The following is a 16,932-nucleotide window of genomic DNA, read 5'->3' on the forward strand; positions in this document are numbered from 1 at the left end:
TGTCTTTCTTCAAGAGCAGAATCTGACATCTCAGCCACAATTGACCGTCGATCAAGAGTCAGTGGCATCAGTGATTGCAGTAGTGAGTTCGTCCGCAGACGGCGCTTCTAGTTTTTGGTCGTTGACGAAGACGGTCGGCGTTCCCTCGACACCCCGATCGGTGCCGTGCTCGCGTTCCTGTTTGAGTAGCTGGCAGTACGGCAGCTGTTCGGACGCATTCCGGACAGTTTTCGGATCGGTTTCCGTTTTCTGGGCGAGTTCTTCGAGGACGGCAGTCGAATACTCTGATTGGTGTTGGTACGCCTGTTCGGTAAACTCCCAGAACGCCGCCTCGGATCTGGCGTCTTGGACCGCGCGAGCGGCGCTTGCAACGGGGTAGGACCATTCTGAAACGGGAATCGGGAAGTCGTGGTGAACGAATCGGACTGTGTCTGCTGAGGTTCGGTCGCGGACAGTTGGATACGCTTCGGTGAAAAAGTCTTGGCAGTGGGGACAGTCGAAATCCGTGTAGATCGCAACCGTGACGGGAGCTTCCTCGGGACCGGAAGCAGGGGCTGGCAGCTCCGTTATCTGATCGCCCGTACAGTCGGGCGGATCGGGTCCACCGAGAAACGGAACGGTACAGCCAGCGAGCGATCCGACGGTTCCCACGCTAAGGGCGAGCATTGCTCGCCGCGACAGTCTCCGGGGGGTGGGTGTCGCGTCGTCACTGGAACCGTCTGAGGACCGTTCGCTCGGGGCTGAATGGGGAAAGCGATTCGATCTAGTCATCAGTCGAGCGCCTTCAGGTTGTGGACGACATCGAGTCGATCGATGATCGTCGCCGTCGGTTCGACCGCCGCAGCGATCGCGTCAGCGGATTTGTACGCCATGGGGGCCTCATCGAGCACGTCTTCGACCACTGATTCGGAGTACACTCCGTCCATCGCCGTCGTGAAGGCGTCCATCGAGCCGTTCTCTTTAGCCTCCCGACGGCTCATCACTCGACCGGCACCGTGAGGAGCAGTTCGGTGGTAGCGTTCGTTTCCGCGCCCGCGAGCGAGGATCGATCCGTCCGCCATATTGAAGGGGATGACGAGTCGTTGTCCTTCTCGGGCCGGAGTTGCGCCTTTCCGAACGATCAGATCCTCGAAATCGATGTAGTTGTGAATGCTGGATACGGTTTCGACCGGTTCAATCTCCAGCGCCTCACAGATCGCCTCGCTCATCAGTTCACGGTTCCAGCGGGCATACTGCTGTGCGAACAGCATGTCGACGTAGTAGCCGTGGGCTTCTCGACCTTCGAGCCAGTCGAGCGCCTCGTTTCGGTCCTCGGGGTGGAGGTTCGTCAGGGCTTGGAACACTCTATCGACCTCGGCATCCTCGAACTCCGAACGGATCCGTTCTTTCTTGAGCGGCGACTCACCCATTCCGCCCGTTACCCACATGTGTAGTTTCTCGTCGCTGACCGTCGCCGGGTCGAATTTGAGGTACTCGTAGTACTCCTGGGGAATCGATTCCCGAACCGCCGCCGCGTTCCGACGATCGGTCGCTATCGACTGCCAATGCTGGGCGACCGCCATCCCGAGGTACCGAGAGCCGCTGTGAATGACGAACCAGTACTCTCCCGATTCACGCGCGCGAGCGAACTCGACGAAGTGATTCCCACCGCCGAGGGTACCGGCACTTTTGATCACGTGACCCATCCCGACCGATCGCCCACCGAGCACGCGTTGACAGAGAGACTTGAAGTACGCCCCGTCATACCCATCGAAGGAGAATTCGATGGGATCGATCTCCTGTCCGAACCGCTCGCGGTAGGCGTTGTCGAATCGGTCGAACACCTCGTTGGCTCGCTCGAACGGGAAGGTATCGATCAGGTGCGGTGCGTCGTCGTAATCGTGTACTGACCGCCCCATCGGTATCGCCGAGCGCACCCGGCGCTCGCGCTCGGCATCCGTACACGGCAGCTCGTTCCCGATGTTCGTCGCAGCCATACCACAGCCGACATCGACGCCGACGATGTTCGGAACGATGCGATCGGACAGCGACATCGTAAATCCGATCGGCGCGCCCGAGCCGGGGTGACAGTCGGCCTGCATCACGATCGGCTCGGTGAACGCCGGATGATCGATCAGCTCTTGAACTTGATCGACGACCTCCGATTCGAGAAGAGACTCGTCGTCGACCATGAAGCGAGCGTCGGTGTGCGTTCCCGTGATCTGCTTCATTAGCGGAGGGTTGTTTCCGTTCGTTGATGGCTGTTTCGCTAGGGTGAGAGACTACCGCACACAGTCGCCTTCACACCGGACGCGACAGGGCCAACAGCCAATCAAACGCGTACGGCGAGAGCAACACGGTACCAGCGTGGTACCAGAGAACACCACCGATAACCAGACTGATCGTTCGTCGGTCGTACCGAGCGGGCCATCCGCTCCAAAAGCGAGGGATCACCAGCAACAGCGCCAATGAGACGAGGACGTATCCAGCAACCAACCCGGCGCTCGCAGTGCGAATGAGTTGCTCGACGACTGCTGGGTCGGCGTACTCGACGGCGATCACGTCGACAGTGAGTGCAAATACCGCGATCTCGCCGCCGCCGACCATCGTCATCCACACCACGTAGTTTCCGGCCCACCCACCGAACGGACCGACACGTCCGAACAACGAACGGATACGGTTACTCACGAGAAACGGCACCGCTACGAGTGATGCACACAATCCCAACCAAAGGCTGAACATCCCGATCCGGATCGTGCCGTACGCAAAATCCGCAGAAACGAATCCAACTATCTGGACGATACCCATACTCATAACCGCATTCGTGCGACGATAATAAAGCGATCGAGAAACCACAAGATGGGATCGAGGCTGTTCGTTGGTGCGTTTCGCCTCTTCGATGCTGACGGTTTCCATCGTCTGTCAGGTGATCGAGCACAATCGTAATCACGTTTCGCTCGAGCAAGCGGCGCGCCGACCGCAGTTGAGAAAACGATCGATAAAATAAATAGATCAAAGAAGTTAGTGCACACATCACTTTTCATTAGTGACGGAACGTCCCAAGCATAAATGGGTTATCATTATATCTGTCTGTTCGTAATGATGGCGTATATCTCATGAAACGCTCGATGGTTGTCGTCATGTCGATGGTGATACTCACCAGCTCAATCGTATTTGTTAGTATATCTCCTGCATCTACATATAATGAGGAAGTAATATCAGAGCAGAGAAAAAGTCAAACGGATACATCACATATAGACTCGACCGACGAACGGATGATCTCCAACCGTTTTTCGGATGGCACCGAAATAGGAGTCGAGAAGCCGGGATCATCGAACGAAACCACCACAGACTATCGTTCTCGTGGACTCTCACCGAGGGAACTCCAAAACGTCACGTTCGATCCGTCCTCAGTGCCCGAAACGATTGAAACGTCCGATGGGTATCACAGTATGGCAGAGAATGACAGTCCGACGGTCGGGACCACGAAGACGTTTCCCTCATTGAACTACACGGCTGGGGAGTATTCGTTTCGGAACTTTACACTTCGGAACTACACCGAAAACAGTTCGGTGTGGGTAGCAGAGGATCTCTCGTGGCCAGAAAACGATTCCCGTCAGACGCCGACTGTCACGGACGCGCAGATCGAGTATCTCACTACGGAGTACGAAGAGACGATGTATCCCACAAACAAACGACTTTTCGGTGCTCCGGACGTCCGAGATGGGACCGATGCTAACCTATCCGAAGAGGGAGAAGTCCCGGAGGATTACTACCGATCGCCGGACGGTGAGAATCGAACGATCATTCTCGTGGATAACGTCCGCGATGAGAACTATTTCAACGAGAGCTATCCGGTGTTCACGTCCGGGTTTTACTCGTCAGTCATCGAGCGCCGAATCGATCGGAACGTTTTGACCGTCGATACCTACGACTGGGACAGTCGGCTCGGATCGATGGACGCACCGTGGCGTCCGGACACAAACGAGAGTACGAACACGAGCGAGGCGAGCGTCCACGCGATCGAGGGAACCGTGACACACGAACTTCAGCACTTGATTCACGACGATCACGACCCCAACGAGACGACGTGGATCAACGAGGGGATGTCCGAGTACGTGGAGTACGCTGCCGGGTACGGATTTCCACAGAACCATATCGATGCGTTCGAGAAACGGCCGAACAATTCCCTCGTCGAATGGGGTGACCAAGGAGCTATCAACATCCTCTCGGATTACGGGATGGCGGCATTGTTCCAGATGTATCTCACACAGCAGTATGGTGAATCATTCACACAAGAGTTGGCCCGTAATCCCGACAACGGGATCGAGAGCATCGAAACGACGCTCGATGAAGTGGGCGTGAACCAGGATTTCTATGGGGTGTATCAGGACTTTTCAACGGCGTTGATCGTAGAGAGTGCCAACGGTTCGGTTCGGACAAACGATTCCGATCAGTATCGGTTCCAAGGGATCGACATCAATGTGAGTATGACGAACACCACGAACGAACGGACACCGGCGTGGGGAAGTTCCTTCGCCGTCTTCGAAAATTCTGTGAACGATTCTCTCGTCAAGTTCAGTGCCAACGGAACGGAGTTCCGACCCCTTCCGTGGGAGACGGTTCCGCCACCGAACGCAGAGACTACTGCCAATGAGTCGAACCGTTCGAACGAGACTGTGTTGTGGGGTGGTCGTGGCAACCTCATGGACAATAACGCCATCATGACGGCCGATCTTCGGGATACCGAGTCGGCGACGTTGTCGTTCGAAACGTACTACAACATCGAACAGGGGTGGGATTATGGTTTCGTTCAGGTGTCGACCGACGGCGGCGACACGTGGACCACGCTGTCGAACGAAAACACGAGCGAATATCTGGCCGAGCCCGAAAGCGCATATCAGCCACTCACCGAACACCTACCCGGATTCACCGGCGATACAGACGGCGAGTGGACCACCGAGTCGTTCGATCTTTCGGCGTACAGCGGTCAAGAAGTGCTGATCTCCTTTCGGTATATGACCGACTACGCGACCAACGGTAATTCCAGTTCGACTCCAGGAACCGGCTGGTATCTTCGAAACGTCGAGATACCGGAAGTGGGGATTTCCCACGACGGATCGGACACCGATCCGTTCCGAGACAGTAGCGAAGTACACGACGAACGCGTCAAATACCAGTTTACGGCCGTTGGAATAACTGAAAACGGTACAGCTGAGGTCAAACAGATGGATGCCCGAACGTTTACTGGCTCCACGAACGAAACGTGGTACGACGTTTTCGAGGGATCGGAGTACGATCGAATCATCACCACAGCCACGTGGGCAGCTCGTCCCAACGAAATCGGAACCGTCCCATACGAGTTTAGCGTGACGCCGCTCACCGAGCACATCGACGATCTGATCAACGATATCCGCTACCCGTGGCGGTACACCGCGCTCACGTCCGAAAACGACCCGTTCCAAACGCCGGTCGCACGGCCCAGCGTCGTTGCCGACTGAGGTTCTGCTCAGACACTCGGCAAAAGTGGGCTGCAATGGACGATCAATCCGTTACGATCGAGACGTCATCCATCTACCGTCGGCCAGTACAGTTCTCCATCGAAGAGCGCGTGGGTGAGCGAGAATTGGCCGGGACCGGTTGCGACGAGCGAAAGCGCCATCACAAAGAGAACGAGTGTATACTCATACCCGCTGAATCCTTGTGGAAGGTGGACCAGGACGGTCGCAACGAGCATGTTGATCGCTATTCCGATCGCGGCGTGTCGGACGAACAACCCCGCCACTAGCAACACGCCGCCACCGAACTCGATCAGTGCGACCAACCACGCCAAGGCAGTGGCCGCTGGAAAACCCAAACCGCCGATAGTCGCTGCAAAATCCGAGATCGACATCGCGGCCGGACCGACACCCATCAGTTTTCCGACTCCGTGGATGATCATGACGACACCGAGTCCAGTCCGAATCAGGAACGGACCCCATCTATTCGTGCTTGACATACCTATCTGGCGTTTCTAACGGCGTTCCTTTATGTCTTCTGAGAAACATCGCTTCACGAATCGGATTAGATCGGCGAAACACACTATACTGTCGTGTCCGTCTACCGATGACGATGGAACGGACCGATCGGTTCTGTTCGGTGGATGGGATCGAACTACATTATTCGGAGTGGGGGGCGGCGTCAGCTCCGCCGGTGGTATGTATGCACGGCCTGTCGCGCGTGGGTCGAGATTTCGACCCGATCGCGCGGCGACTCGCTGATACGTACCGGGTGCTGTGTCCGGATCTTCCTGGACGAGGGCTGAGTGGATGGGACGATCCCACGGCGTACACGAGCGAAGCTTCCGCGGCGCGAATGGTCGGGTTCTGTGATGCGCTTGGACTCGAATCGATCCGATGGATCGGGACCTCCATGGGCGGAGGACTCGGTATGGCGCTGGCCGGTGGATCTCTGTCCGACCGAATCACCCATCTCGTCGTGAACGACGTCAGTCCCGATCCGATCCACGACGCCGACGATCAGGCGTTGGCACGCATCAACGAGTACGTTCCACAGCCACCAACCGTCGACACCGTGACGACGTTGGAGGCGTACTACCGGGAGATCTACGAACCGCGGTTCAGCGAGATGACCGATACCGAATGGCGACGGTTCACGATAACGTCAGCACGCCGGACCGACGACGGGCGGATTACGCCCGCTTACGATCCACGGATCATCGAAGCCCTCGAAACGACGACCGGGACAGAAACGGATCCGTGGGCAGTGTGGGACGGAATCACTGCCGACGTCTGTATCGTTCGCGGAACGGCGTCCGGAATCCTTCCTCAAGAATCGTTCGAACGGATGACTGACCACCAACCGACTGCCAAGACGATCACCGTCGACTGTGGACATGCTCCGGCACTGAACACCGACGACCAGATCGACCCGATCGAAGCGTTTTTCGCTCAGTGACCGCGTGCAGGTCGTCGATACACTGTACGATCGCAGCGAGCGCTACCGATCACTCTCTGTGGGGATTGCCCGGGTGGCGGTCGCCTTGAACGATGCGACGACGGGGTCATCTGGTTGAAACCCGAGTTCTTCGATCGTCTCACGGGTAACGAGCGCGATTATCGGCGTATCGAGTCCAACATCGCACGCCACCCGAGCGATCGACTCGCCGTAATCGATGTGGGAGATCGTTCCGGAAAGTCGATTTCGGGCGCTCATTCCGTCGACCGACGGCACGGCGTCGGGTGTGTGAAGCGTGATGGCATCCGCTCGGAGCACCACCTGCACCCGGTCGGTAGGCGTCGACGCCAGCGCACGGACGGAGCCGACGGACGTTTTGACGACTGCCAATTCCGAGCTACGCTCGGTGATCGTGCCGAGAACGACCGTTTTCTCGGTTTCGGCCGTCCCGGCGTACGCGGTTCGCAGCCGCTCGAATCGTGCGAGCAACTCGTGGGCGTTGTCAGTGAGTTCACTCCCGCCTCCATCGATGCCACCCCGCTGGCGTTCGACGAGCGGTCCGAACACCTCCTCTAGCGCCTTGATCCGGCGGTGTGAGCGGGAAAATGACCGTCCCAACGCGTCTGCGGCGGCATTGAGCGAGCGGTGGTCATCGACCGCCCGCAACAAACGCGCGTCTGCGGCCTCGAACGATACATCCTCCGCCCGTAACCGGGTCTCGAATCCCGCATCCATACGTTCCTATCCAGGATCAAGCTAGAAAGCCTTTATGTCTAACTCACAATAACGATCCGTTACGTCTATGACGAAACAACGGTCGCGGCGAGCAGTGATACAAGCGTTTGGGACGGGAGTCTTCGGATTATCGGGCTGTCTCGGAAAGGGATGGATACCGACTGGCGATCGTCACACCAGTCCGGTCACGATCCTCGCCGCGGGCAGTCTCACAAACGCGCTGTCGAACGGGCTTGCGCCGGAGCTCGATACACCGGTACAGATCGAAACGCACGGTTCGGCACGGATCGCCAGAATGGTCAAGGAAGGCATCCGTGATCCGGATATCGTCGTGGTGGCCGACACGGCGTTGTTCAATGCGCCACTAAACCCCTCATGGTATTCGGTGTTTACGAGTAACGCCGTCGTGATCGCGTCCAACACGGCGACCGAAGACGGAAAACGAGTCGGTAGAACGTCCCAAGCGTGGTATGAGCTAGTAGCCGACGACGACATCAATCTCGGACGAACGGATCCGAAGGCGGACCCCTTGGGTTATCGAACGCTGTTCGTGATCGATCTCGCCGCTCGATACTACGAGGTGGATGGTCTCGCGTCAACAATCCTCGCAGACGAACAGATCTATCCCGAATCATCGTTGATGACTCGATTCGAAACCGGTGCGGTCGACGTGGCGATCGCATATCGGAACATGGCCGTGGAGCGTGGGTACGACTACATCGATCTTCCCGATCCGATCGATCTCAGTGCTCCGGAGTATACCGAGGACTGGTACTCGACAGTGACGTACACGTTACCGGACGGAACGGCGGTTCAGGGCGGGACGATCAGCTACGGTGCGGCCGCTCGGACGATGACTGACGACGTTCTATCGGTGTTCGACCGCCTTGTTCGGGGTTCGTATCTCCAACGGCACGGGTTCATTCTGCACGAATCGTTTCCGAACCATCACGGACGCGTTCCAGAGCGGATCGAAAACAACTCGGGAACCCCCGCCGATCGTTCGACCGCAGAACAGTCGGTTATCCCCATTTCTGTATGAAGAGAGGATCGATTCGCTCCATCGATTGGCTGACAGTAACGCTGGTGCTCGGCGGCGTGTTGGTCTGTTATTATCTCGGTCCGTTGGTGGCGTTGGTTCTGTCGGTTCCGCTAGGAGATGTCATCGCCAAGATGAGTGATCCCTCAGTGGTGCAGGTGGTGATTACGTCGCTGTGCAGCGCCACGATCAGTACGATCGTTGCCACCGTGTTTGGGGTGCCACTTTCCTACTGGCTCTCACACAGCCGGAGTCGAGGATCGAGCGTGATCGCCGGGATCGTGATCCTTCCGTTGGTGCTTCCGCCGATCGTGAGCGGTATGGTTCTCCACATGGTGTTCGGTCCGAACGCACCTATTGGCCGGTTGGCTGCCGCTGTCGGCGTACAGACGTGGCGCTCACTCCTCGGCGTCGTGCTCGCACAGACGTTCGTCGCTTCCCCGTTCGTCGTCGTCACCTCACTGGCTGCCTTCAGCGGAGTGGACCCGACTCTCGAAGACGCCTCCCGATCGCTCGGCAAAGACCGTCTCACGACCGTCTACCGGATCACGCTGCCGCTCGCGATGCCGGGAGTCGTCGCTGGAATGGCACTGGCGTTCGCCCGCGCGATGGGGGAGTTCGGTGCGACGATGATCATGGCTTACCACCCCGAAACGATGCCCGTGCGGATCTGGTTGGCGTTCAGCGCGCGAGGAGTGGACACGGCTTTTCCCATCGCGATACTACTCGTGCTCGTCTCGATCGTAGTGCTCGTCGTTCTGAACACTGTTGCCTCCAACCCCTGGACTTAACACATGCTCAAACTCACTGACCTCGTAACATCGTACGACGCGTTCGAACTCGGACCGATCGATCTCACCGTCGAAAACGAAGTGCTCGCTGTGCTCGGTCCATCGGGAAGCGGCAAAACCACGCTCCTCTCGACGATAGCGGGTATCGTTGATGCCGACGGCGGCACGACCACCCTGAACGGCACGGAACTCACGGAACGTCCGCCCGAAGACCGCGACGTCGCTCTCGTGTTTCAAGACGGTGCGTTGTTCCCACACATGACCGCCGAAGAGAATATCAGGTACGCCACAACGGGAACCGCGCGCATCGACGCGCTCATAGAAACGCTGGAACTCACGGGGATGTTGGATCGAAACGTAGAGACGCTTTCGGGTGGTGAGCGCCAACGCGTCGCGCTAGCGCGATCGCTCGCCACGGAACCCGATGCGTTGCTCCTTGACGAACCGCTCGCTAACCTCGATGCACCGATCAGACGACGACTGCGTCACGAGCTATGGGAGTTATTCACCTCGCTCGACATCCCCATCGTGTACGTTACCCACGATCAACGCGACGCCACCGTGGTCAGCGATCGGATCGCCGTCATTCACGATGGGAAGGTACACCAGGTCGACACCCCCCCTGAACTGTTCGCCAATCCCGAGACGCCGTTTGTCGCGTCTTTTACCGGGAACGTGAACGTGTTCCGCGCACGGGTCACCGATCACGACCGTCTCAAATGGAGTGGTCGACAGATCCATGCCCCCACCGATGAGCACGATATCGGGCAGGACGTTCGGTTTTGTATTCGACCGGAACACGTCTCCGTCGCTCCATCGGATGTGGACCACCCGAACGTCTTCAGGGGAATGATCACGAAGAACATCTATCAGGGTAGCTCCCATCATCTTTCCGTCCAGCTAAAACACTCGACTGACCCCGTTCGTCTCACGCTCTCGCCCCGAACGTACGACCGACTGGAGCTTGCTGAGCGAGAGCAACTACGAATAAAACTAAATACAAATTATATACATATAATATAGATCCATGATATGATATACAAATATCACCTGCCATCTCGTAGCTTATATAATATTCTGTAATATTATTTGAATATTTAGTATAATAGGCTAGAATATTATAAAAACAACCATAATATAGTAGAAAATAGGAGATCATAAAGTTATTGATCTTTGAAGGAGTAAAAAATAAATATGTGGTATATGGTTCGAATGGGATAGTGTATGTAATAGTACGCTTATATCGAGGTCCTTTAGAAAGGAAGCTCTGCGAAGCTGTAGTAATTACAAATGTACATTTGTAATGGGTATGGAGGGACCCGGAACGGAAGCCGGTCGAAACGGTGGATGTTTACCAAGAAGAAACGCCCGCCTGAGACGGTGTAGCGGTTTCCAGTTACCGGGGCGCATCCGGAAACGGCGTTCCCACGGCGTCCACGCCATCGAAACGCAGATCAGATATCGGAAACGAACTGTTTGACAGTGCTGATGATGATGCCTGGGATATCCTCTTCGAATCGCTTGCTTTTCATCCGATCAGTACTCCCGGCCACGTAAACGGCCCCGATCACGCGTCCCTCCCGATTTACGGGTACCGCCACCGCCCGCCGTCCGTCCCGTTGTTCGCCGCGTTCGAACGCGATACCCCGCTCTGCGATCCGGTTCAGTTTCTCTCGAAGCGCCGATGGCGTGGCTAAGGTGCGGTCAGTTTTCGCCGGGAGGTCAGTACGCTCGATGATCTCGGTGACGCGGTCGTCGGGAAGTCCCGCAAGAATCGCCTTTCCGGGTGCGCTACAGTGCAGATACCGCGAGTTCGTCCACCCCTCTGGAGATCGGCTGGTTGGCCACGATCGGTAGAGATCAACAGCGTAGCCCCGCTGTTCGACCACGATCCCCGCAGGTTGGTCAGTGACCGACACGAGCCGATCGATGTGTTGCTTGGCTGTGATGTAGAGATGATCGTTGGCCCGGGCAGTCTCTCCGAGATCCGTGAACCCGATTCCCAGTTCGTATTCGTGCCCCCTCTTACGGACGTACCCGAGCTCGCAGAGGGTGATGAGATGTTTGTACGCCGTGCTTTTGGGGATGTCGAGCAGGGATGCTAACTCGGTAACACCGATACGTCCGTCCCGCTCTGCGAGTGCTTCGACGACCGTGAAACTGGTCTGGGTCGCATTCACCGTCCGTTGGTGGTTCGAATCGAACATGTTGCTGAACGTTATTCTCGACAACCAAAAGGATTGTTCATGCCTGACGAACGAGCGCTTCTGGGGAACGAAGGCGGTACGGTAACAGTGAGTGTGCTCACCGCCAGTGAGACTCACCTGGGTGGAAAAAGTGGCCCGATAGCTATATTGGCGTGCGATGAATCCACTCCCTATGAACATCACTGGCTATGAACTGTACGAGGTTCCTCCCCGTTGGGTGTTTTTGGCTATCCGAACGGACACTGGTCTCACGGGATGGGGAGAACCGATCGTTGAGGGCCGAGCCAAAACGGTGTGTACGGCAGTGACAGAGCTGATGGATAACTATCTCCTTGGAAAGGATCCGCTTCGGATCGAAGATCACTGGCAGGCGATGTACCGTAACAACTTCTATCGGGGGGGACCGATCCTCATGAGTGCCATCGCAGGGATCGATCAGGCGTTGTGGGATATCAAGGGCCAACAGTACGGGATGCCCGTCTACGAGCTGTTGGGTGGGCGCTGTCGAGATCGGGTCAGGGTGTACCAGTGGATCGGCGGTGACCGGCCCGCGGAGATCGCAAGTGAGGCTGAAGCGCTGGTCGAGGCGGGGTACACCGCCATCAAGATGGATGCGATCGAGCGAATGCGGCCGATCGATTCACCGTCGACGATCCAGACGGTCACAAACCGGGTCAAGAACGTCCGCCAAGCGGTCGGTGAAACGGTTGATATCGTCGTGGACTTCAGAGGTCGAGCCTCGACGCCGATGGCAAAACGTCTCGTTCACGCACTCGAACCGTACGAACCGATGTTCATCGAAGAGCCGGTGTTACCCGAATACAACGATAATCTCGGTTCGATCGCCGACACCACCACCGTTCCGCTGGCAACCGGCGAACGCATGTACTCCCGGTGGGATTTCAAGCAACTGCTCGAATCGGGGAACGTAGACGTCGTGCAACCCGACATCTCACACGCGGGTGGTATCACGGAAGTCACCAAGATCGCGTCGATGGCCCATCCGTACGACGTTTCAGTGGCACTCAACTGTCCGATCGGTCCGATCGCGCTCGCGGCTTCGATGCAGGTGTGCGCCTCGATCTCGAACCTCCTGATTCAGGATCACGGGTTCGCGTTCTCCGAAGGGACCTCCGGGCCGCCCCACGAGTATCTTTCCGACCCGGATGCCTTCGAGTTCGAAGCGGGCTTTCTGTCGTTGCTGTCGGAACCAGGTCTCGGACTCGACATCGATGAGGACGCAGTCCGGGAGAAATCACAACAGGAGATCGACTGGCACAATCCTGTCTGGCGACACGAAGACGGAAGCATCGCCGAGTGGTAGACACCTGCGGAATCCTCAACGGGCCGAAAAGGCTATGCCGACGGATTGATTGACAATAACACGGGTCTCATTCAAGATGACAAAGGAGTCGGCTCCTGGAACGAGCGGGATAGAGACGGGGACGAGCTATTTCGGCGTCCGCGATCGACGACACGTCGAACGCGATCTCGATCGGTTCGTCGAATCAGGGTTGAATGCCGTGTTACACACGTTTAGCGAGGCGGACAGGGAGTACTACCAAGACACGATGGCACGGATCGTCACAGCGAGCCACGATCGGGATCTCACGGTGTACGTCAATCCGTGGGCAGTGGGGCGGGTGTTCGGCGGTGAAGCGCTGTCGGAGTTCATCGGTCGCCATCCCGATCAGTGTCAGGTGATGTCAACCGGCGACCGTGTGGGCGCAGCCTGTTTCAACGCTCCTCGCTTTCGTTCGTTCATGCGCGAGTGGACACGCGATGCCGCCGATCTCGGTGCTGATGTGCTCTTCTGGGACGAACCGCACTGGTACATTCCCGCGTGGCACGACACACGAGACCAGTTCCCCGAAAACGCATGGAGCTGTCGGTGTACCCACTGTCGAACCGCCTACCGCGAGCAGTTCGACGAACCGATGCCCGTCGTCCCCACCGAGCGGATCGAACGCTTCCGTGAGCAATCACTGCTGTCGTTTCTCACCGAGATGATGGAAGTAGCCAACGACCGGGGGGCTCGAAACGCGGTCTGTTTGCTCCCGAGTGAGGACAGCGATCATGGGCTTCGAAACTGGAGCGATCTCGCTGAGCATCCGCTGCTCGACGTGCTGTCGACCGATCCCTACTGGGCCGTTCACGGGAACGAAACGCCGGCGGAGTTCGTCGGCTACTTTGCCGATATGGTCGCCTCGCTCGCACGAACACACAACATCGATAGCCAGATATGGATCCAGGGGTTCCGGCTCGAAGGCGGAGAAAACGCTACCGAGGCAGTCCGCACCGCAACACGAACTGCAATCGATAGCGGTGTCGACAGCGTGTTCATGTGGGGGTATGACGCCTGTCGCAGCATCTCCTCGATCGCCTGTGAACGGCCGGATGCGGTCTGGTCAGCGTATCTCGAGGAGTTACCGTGAACACACGACCGAACGCTGCGATCCGCTCATCGGTTAAAAGATCAAAAGAGTTTACTGGAAAACTGATAAACGTTCGACGAGGATGACGAATGAGTGATAAAAACTCGATATATTATGAGTTCGGCGTTTCGCCAGTGATCAATGCTGCGGGAACGAAGACTCGGATCGGAGGGAGTCTCATTCGGCCCGAGGCAGTCGAGGCCATGCGAGAAGCGGCCGAATCGTTCGCCGTCTTGTCTGATTTACAATCACGAGCCAGCCGTCTTATTTCGGAGCTGACGGGGGCAGAGGCAGGGTACGTTACCAGCGGTGCGGGAGCGGGGCTGATGCTCGCGGGGGCTGCCGTCCTCGCACGGGATGATTTCAGTGCCATGTCTCGGCTGCCGGAGACGGCGGGGATAGTCGACGAGATCGTGATGGCTCGGACACACCGAACCGAGTACGATCACGCGTTCAGGGCTGCGGGTGCAGAGATCGTCGACGTCGGAACCAACGATTACCATCTCGGGACCGGTTCGACGAACGTCGAGCCATGGGAACTCGAACAGGCGATCACCGAGGAGACGGCAGCAGTCGGTTACATCGAGAAATCGTACACCCAACCGGAGCTGTCGGTAGTTACCGACATCGCCCACGAGCACGACACGCCAGTCATCGTGGATGCGGCTGCCGAACTTCCGCCTCGGCGGAATTTCTCGCGATTCATCGAGCAGGGGGCTGATCTCGTCGTCTTCAGCGGTGGCAAGGCGATCCGCGGACCACAGACGACTGGGATCGTCGCTGGACGGCAAGACCTGATCGAATCGATAGCACTCCAGAATCTAGACATGCATATCGCTGGTGAGATCTGGAATCCGCCCGAACTGTTGGACGACGTCGATCTTTCGAACGGCGTTCCACGGCAAGGGATCGGTCGGCCGCTGAAGGTCGGCAAAGAGGAACTCATCGGACTGCTCAGAGCGTTGGAACTGTTCCTCGAGGAAGATCAGGATGAACAGCGCCAGCGGTGGCTCCGCCGGGCAGAGTATCTTGACGGCGAGCTCTCGGAAATCGACGGGCTCGATTCTCGTATCGAACACACTGAGGAGTCGATCGCGCCCGAAGTCGTCGTGGCCATCGACGCCGACGTGGTCGGCTCGACTGCGATCGAAATTACCCGAACGTTACAAAAAGCCGATCCCCGGGTGTTTCTCGGCAGCGACCGGCTTCATCGAGAGGAGCTCGTCCTCAATCCGATGTGCCTCAAAGACGACCAAGTCGATCACGTGCTGGACCGGATCATAACCGCCATTAACGCCGAATACGACGCCACTGCAACCGAGTTCATGGCGTGAATCCGAACCCACCTGAGCATCGGAGGCGAACCTCTCTCCTATTTGTATGCATGATAAGAATTATATAGTAGATATCCTAATCAATGATGTACATGTTTGACAATAATTCATTACAGCGATCACGCCGTGGGTTTCTGCAGACCGCGGGTGTGACGACGGCGGGAATCGCTCTTTCGGGCTGTACGAGCCTTCTCGGGGGAAGTAGCTCCGATTCCGGCAGTGTGACCATCAAAACCCGCCACTATCCGACGGGCGAGATGGACGCGTTCCTCGACAAACACACGAAGAAATTCAAAGACGAGACGGGCATCACGGTCGAGTACGAGACGATGCAGTGGGCCAACGGGAAAACGAAACAGACTACCAGTATGCAGAACAGGTCTGGACCGGATGTCGGTGAAATTCCCTCGACGTACATCCCGACGTTCGCAAATCTCGATGGCTTTGAAGACATTACGACGATCGATGTCGACATCGACAAATCCTCGTTCTTCGACAGCCCGAACGAGATCGGCAACTACAAGGGGGAATTCATCGGAATGCCGTGGTTTTGGGGACCACGCGCGCATCTGAGCTACATGCCGTCGCTGAAGAAAGCAGGAATCGACGGACCACCTAGTACGTGGAATGAGATGGTACAACAAGGCAAGTCGTTCAACGATGAGAATCCGGACAGCTACCTGTTCGGGATCCCTGCTCAGGAGAACGTCAGTCATTTCTTTGCCGATTTCCTCTGGCAGAACGGTGGAACGCTACTCACAGACGACAATACGAAGGCCGCATTTGACAGCGACCGCGCTGTTGAGGCGCTGAACTTTTACAAGGACCTTCAGTCGAACCACTCTGTAATGCCCAAAGAGACGGCCGAATGGAAGGGTGACGCACGAGACAACGCCTTCACCAGTCACAAGATCCAGAGTACGTGGGCTTCTCTCGCTACCGTCGATGTGTTCCTTGAAGAAGAAGAGATCTCCGAGTCCGATATCACCATCTCGAAGCTCCCGGCGGGTCCGAACGGTGAGTCCGCCACGTTCTACGGTCTTGAGTTGATCGGCATCCATCCGTGGACCGATCACCCCAAAGAATCGGCGAAGTGGCTGAAATATCTCGCTCGGCCGGAAGTGAACGCCGACATCGCCGAAATGACTGGATTCCTCCCAGCAGTCAAAGAGTCATTCAAACGGGATCGGTTCCAAACCCCCGTTTGGCAAGGGTTCAAAAAGCTCACTTCGACCGGCAAGACGTTCCCCCAGGTTGATGGATGGTCACAGGTCGAGGCGATCATCAACGACGCTGTATCGGGAGTACTCGTAGACGCAGCAACCGGCAAGTGGTCCGAGGGCGACACCAGAAAAGCACTCAAAACAGCGGCCAAGCAGGCGAACAAGGAACTCGAATAGATTCGATCGACCACAGACGCCGACACCCACTTCCAGCAGTAACTCTTAAAAAATG

The 16,932-nt window shown here is 57.0% G+C and carries 15 protein-coding genes; 9 read left to right on the forward strand and 6 right to left on the reverse strand.

All coding sequences use genetic code 11. From position 1 onward, the window contains the following. Positions 1-51: 51 nt before the first annotated feature. The 3 genes from MW046_RS00535 to MW046_RS00545 all read right to left on the reverse strand — a co-directional run bounded on the left by MW046_RS00535 (position 52) and on the right by MW046_RS00545 (position 2,895). Positions 52-771, reverse strand: coding sequence for a DsbA family protein (locus tag MW046_RS00535; RefSeq protein WP_247993627.1), 720 nt, complete (start codon positions 769-771; stop codon positions 52-54). Then, complete coding sequence (locus MW046_RS00540; RefSeq protein WP_247993628.1) at positions 771-2,210, reverse strand: RtcB family protein; 1,440 nt, start codon at positions 2,208-2,210, stop codon at positions 771-773. Before MW046_RS00540 ends, MW046_RS00535 begins: the two co-directional genes overlap by 1 nt. Before the next feature lie 70 nt (positions 2,211-2,280). Further along, entirely contained in the window at positions 2,281-2,895 is a 615-nt protein-coding gene (locus tag MW046_RS00545; protein ID WP_247993629.1) for a DUF8162 family protein, read from the reverse strand. A 359-nt stretch (positions 2,896-3,254) separates the two neighbouring features. Between MW046_RS00545 and MW046_RS00550 the strand changes: the two genes are divergently transcribed. Then, positions 3,255-5,480, forward strand: a complete 2,226-nt coding sequence (locus tag MW046_RS00550; protein ID WP_247993630.1) for an immune inhibitor A domain-containing protein — start codon at positions 3,255-3,257, stop codon at positions 5,478-5,480. 65 nt (positions 5,481-5,545) lie between these two features. Here MW046_RS00550 and MW046_RS00555 read toward each other — a convergent pair whose 3' ends face one another. After that, positions 5,546-5,977: a DoxX family protein gene (locus MW046_RS00555; protein ID WP_247993631.1), complete on the reverse strand. Its 432-nt coding sequence runs from the start codon at positions 5,975-5,977 to the stop codon at positions 5,546-5,548. 107 nt (positions 5,978-6,084) lie between these two features. Between MW046_RS00555 and MW046_RS00560 the strand changes: the two genes are divergently transcribed. Further along, the gene (locus tag MW046_RS00560; protein ID WP_247993632.1) at positions 6,085-6,936 is read left to right on the forward strand and encodes an alpha/beta fold hydrolase; all 852 of its coding nucleotides are present in this window, start codon (positions 6,085-6,087) and stop codon (positions 6,934-6,936) included. A gap of 42 nt (positions 6,937-6,978) precedes the next feature. On the opposite strand, the gene MW046_RS00565 is transcribed toward MW046_RS00560, so the two are convergent. After that, the gene (locus MW046_RS00565; protein ID WP_247993633.1) at positions 6,979-7,671 is read right to left on the reverse strand and encodes a TOBE domain-containing protein; all 693 of its coding nucleotides are present in this window, start codon (positions 7,669-7,671) and stop codon (positions 6,979-6,981) included. A gap of 67 nt (positions 7,672-7,738) precedes the next feature. Between MW046_RS00565 and MW046_RS00570 the strand changes: the two genes are divergently transcribed. The 3 genes from MW046_RS00570 to MW046_RS00580 are packed head-to-tail and all read left to right on the forward strand — an operon-like array spanning position 7,739 to position 10,524. Continuing rightward, on the forward strand, positions 7,739-8,713 hold the full coding sequence (locus tag MW046_RS00570; RefSeq protein ID WP_247993634.1) for an extracellular solute-binding protein: 975 nt from the start codon (positions 7,739-7,741) through the stop codon (positions 8,711-8,713). Next, positions 8,710-9,501: an ABC transporter permease gene (locus tag MW046_RS00575; RefSeq protein WP_247993635.1), complete on the forward strand. Its 792-nt coding sequence runs from the start codon at positions 8,710-8,712 to the stop codon at positions 9,499-9,501. The genes MW046_RS00570 and MW046_RS00575 overlap by 4 nt, the downstream gene beginning before the upstream one ends. A gap of 3 nt (positions 9,502-9,504) precedes the next feature. Continuing rightward, the gene (locus MW046_RS00580; RefSeq protein ID WP_247993636.1) at positions 9,505-10,524 is read left to right on the forward strand and encodes an ABC transporter ATP-binding protein; all 1,020 of its coding nucleotides are present in this window, start codon (positions 9,505-9,507) and stop codon (positions 10,522-10,524) included. Positions 10,525-10,955: 431 nt separating this feature from the next. Here the strand turns inward: MW046_RS00580 and MW046_RS00585 are convergent, their stop codons facing one another. Next, entirely contained in the window at positions 10,956-11,708 is a 753-nt protein-coding gene (locus MW046_RS00585; protein WP_247993637.1) for an IclR family transcriptional regulator, read from the reverse strand. Positions 11,709-11,880: 172 nt separating this feature from the next. On the opposite strand from MW046_RS00585, the gene dgoD reads away from it, so the two are divergent. The 4 genes from dgoD to MW046_RS00605 all read left to right on the forward strand — a co-directional run bounded on the left by dgoD (position 11,881) and on the right by MW046_RS00605 (position 16,877). Beyond that, entirely contained in the window at positions 11,881-13,032 is a 1,152-nt protein-coding gene (dgoD, locus tag MW046_RS00590; RefSeq protein WP_247993638.1) for a galactonate dehydratase, read from the forward strand. Positions 13,033-13,108: 76 nt separating this feature from the next. After that, positions 13,109-14,143, forward strand: a complete 1,035-nt coding sequence (locus tag MW046_RS00595) for a hypothetical protein (protein ID WP_247993639.1) — start codon at positions 13,109-13,111, stop codon at positions 14,141-14,143. Positions 14,144-14,232: 89 nt separating this feature from the next. Further along, the gene (locus MW046_RS00600; protein ID WP_247993640.1) at positions 14,233-15,477 is read left to right on the forward strand and encodes an aminotransferase class V-fold PLP-dependent enzyme; all 1,245 of its coding nucleotides are present in this window, start codon (positions 14,233-14,235) and stop codon (positions 15,475-15,477) included. Between the two features lie 92 nt (positions 15,478-15,569). Then, positions 15,570-16,877, forward strand: coding sequence for a substrate-binding domain-containing protein (locus MW046_RS00605; protein WP_247993641.1), 1,308 nt, complete (start codon positions 15,570-15,572; stop codon positions 16,875-16,877). The last annotated feature ends 55 nt before the right edge of the window (positions 16,878-16,932 follow it).

Origin of the sequence: Halocatena salina, assembly GCF_023115355.1 — an archaeon.
Taxonomy (GTDB): domain Archaea; phylum Halobacteriota; class Halobacteria; order Halobacteriales; family Haloarculaceae; genus Halocatena; species Halocatena salina.

Bases quoted from the DNA above. Each gene is read 5' to 3' on its own strand.
- MW046_RS00545 (WP_247993629.1), bottom strand. From the start codon at position 2,895: ATGGAAACCGTCAGCATCGAAGAGGCGAAACGCACCAACGAACAGCCT.
- MW046_RS00600 (WP_247993640.1), top strand. From the start codon at position 14,233: ATGAGTGATAAAAACTCGATATATTATGAGTTCGGCGTTTCGCCAGTG.
- MW046_RS00570 (WP_247993634.1), top strand. From the start codon at position 7,739: ATGACGAAACAACGGTCGCGGCGAGCAGTGATACAAGCGTTTGGGACG.
- MW046_RS00555 (WP_247993631.1), bottom strand. From the start codon at position 5,977: ATGTCAAGCACGAATAGATGGGGTCCGTTCCTGATTCGGACTGGACTC.
- MW046_RS00585 (WP_247993637.1), bottom strand. From the start codon at position 11,708: ATGTTCGATTCGAACCACCAACGGACGGTGAATGCGACCCAGACCAGT.
- MW046_RS00580 (WP_247993636.1), top strand. From the start codon at position 9,505: ATGCTCAAACTCACTGACCTCGTAACATCGTACGACGCGTTCGAACTC.
- MW046_RS00550 (WP_247993630.1), top strand. From the start codon at position 3,255: ATGATCTCCAACCGTTTTTCGGATGGCACCGAAATAGGAGTCGAGAAG.
- MW046_RS00605 (WP_247993641.1), top strand. From the start codon at position 15,570: ATGTTTGACAATAATTCATTACAGCGATCACGCCGTGGGTTTCTGCAG.
- MW046_RS00565 (WP_247993633.1), bottom strand. From the start codon at position 7,671: ATGGATGCGGGATTCGAGACCCGGTTACGGGCGGAGGATGTATCGTTC.
- MW046_RS00560 (WP_247993632.1), top strand. From the start codon at position 6,085: ATGACGATGGAACGGACCGATCGGTTCTGTTCGGTGGATGGGATCGAA.
- MW046_RS00535 (WP_247993627.1), bottom strand. From the start codon at position 771: ATGACTAGATCGAATCGCTTTCCCCATTCAGCCCCGAGCGAACGGTCC.
- dgoD (WP_247993638.1), top strand. From the start codon at position 11,881: ATGAACATCACTGGCTATGAACTGTACGAGGTTCCTCCCCGTTGGGTG.
- MW046_RS00575 (WP_247993635.1), top strand. From the start codon at position 8,710: ATGAAGAGAGGATCGATTCGCTCCATCGATTGGCTGACAGTAACGCTG.
- MW046_RS00540 (WP_247993628.1), bottom strand. From the start codon at position 2,210: ATGAAGCAGATCACGGGAACGCACACCGACGCTCGCTTCATGGTCGAC.
- MW046_RS00595 (WP_247993639.1), top strand. From the start codon at position 13,109: ATGACAAAGGAGTCGGCTCCTGGAACGAGCGGGATAGAGACGGGGACG.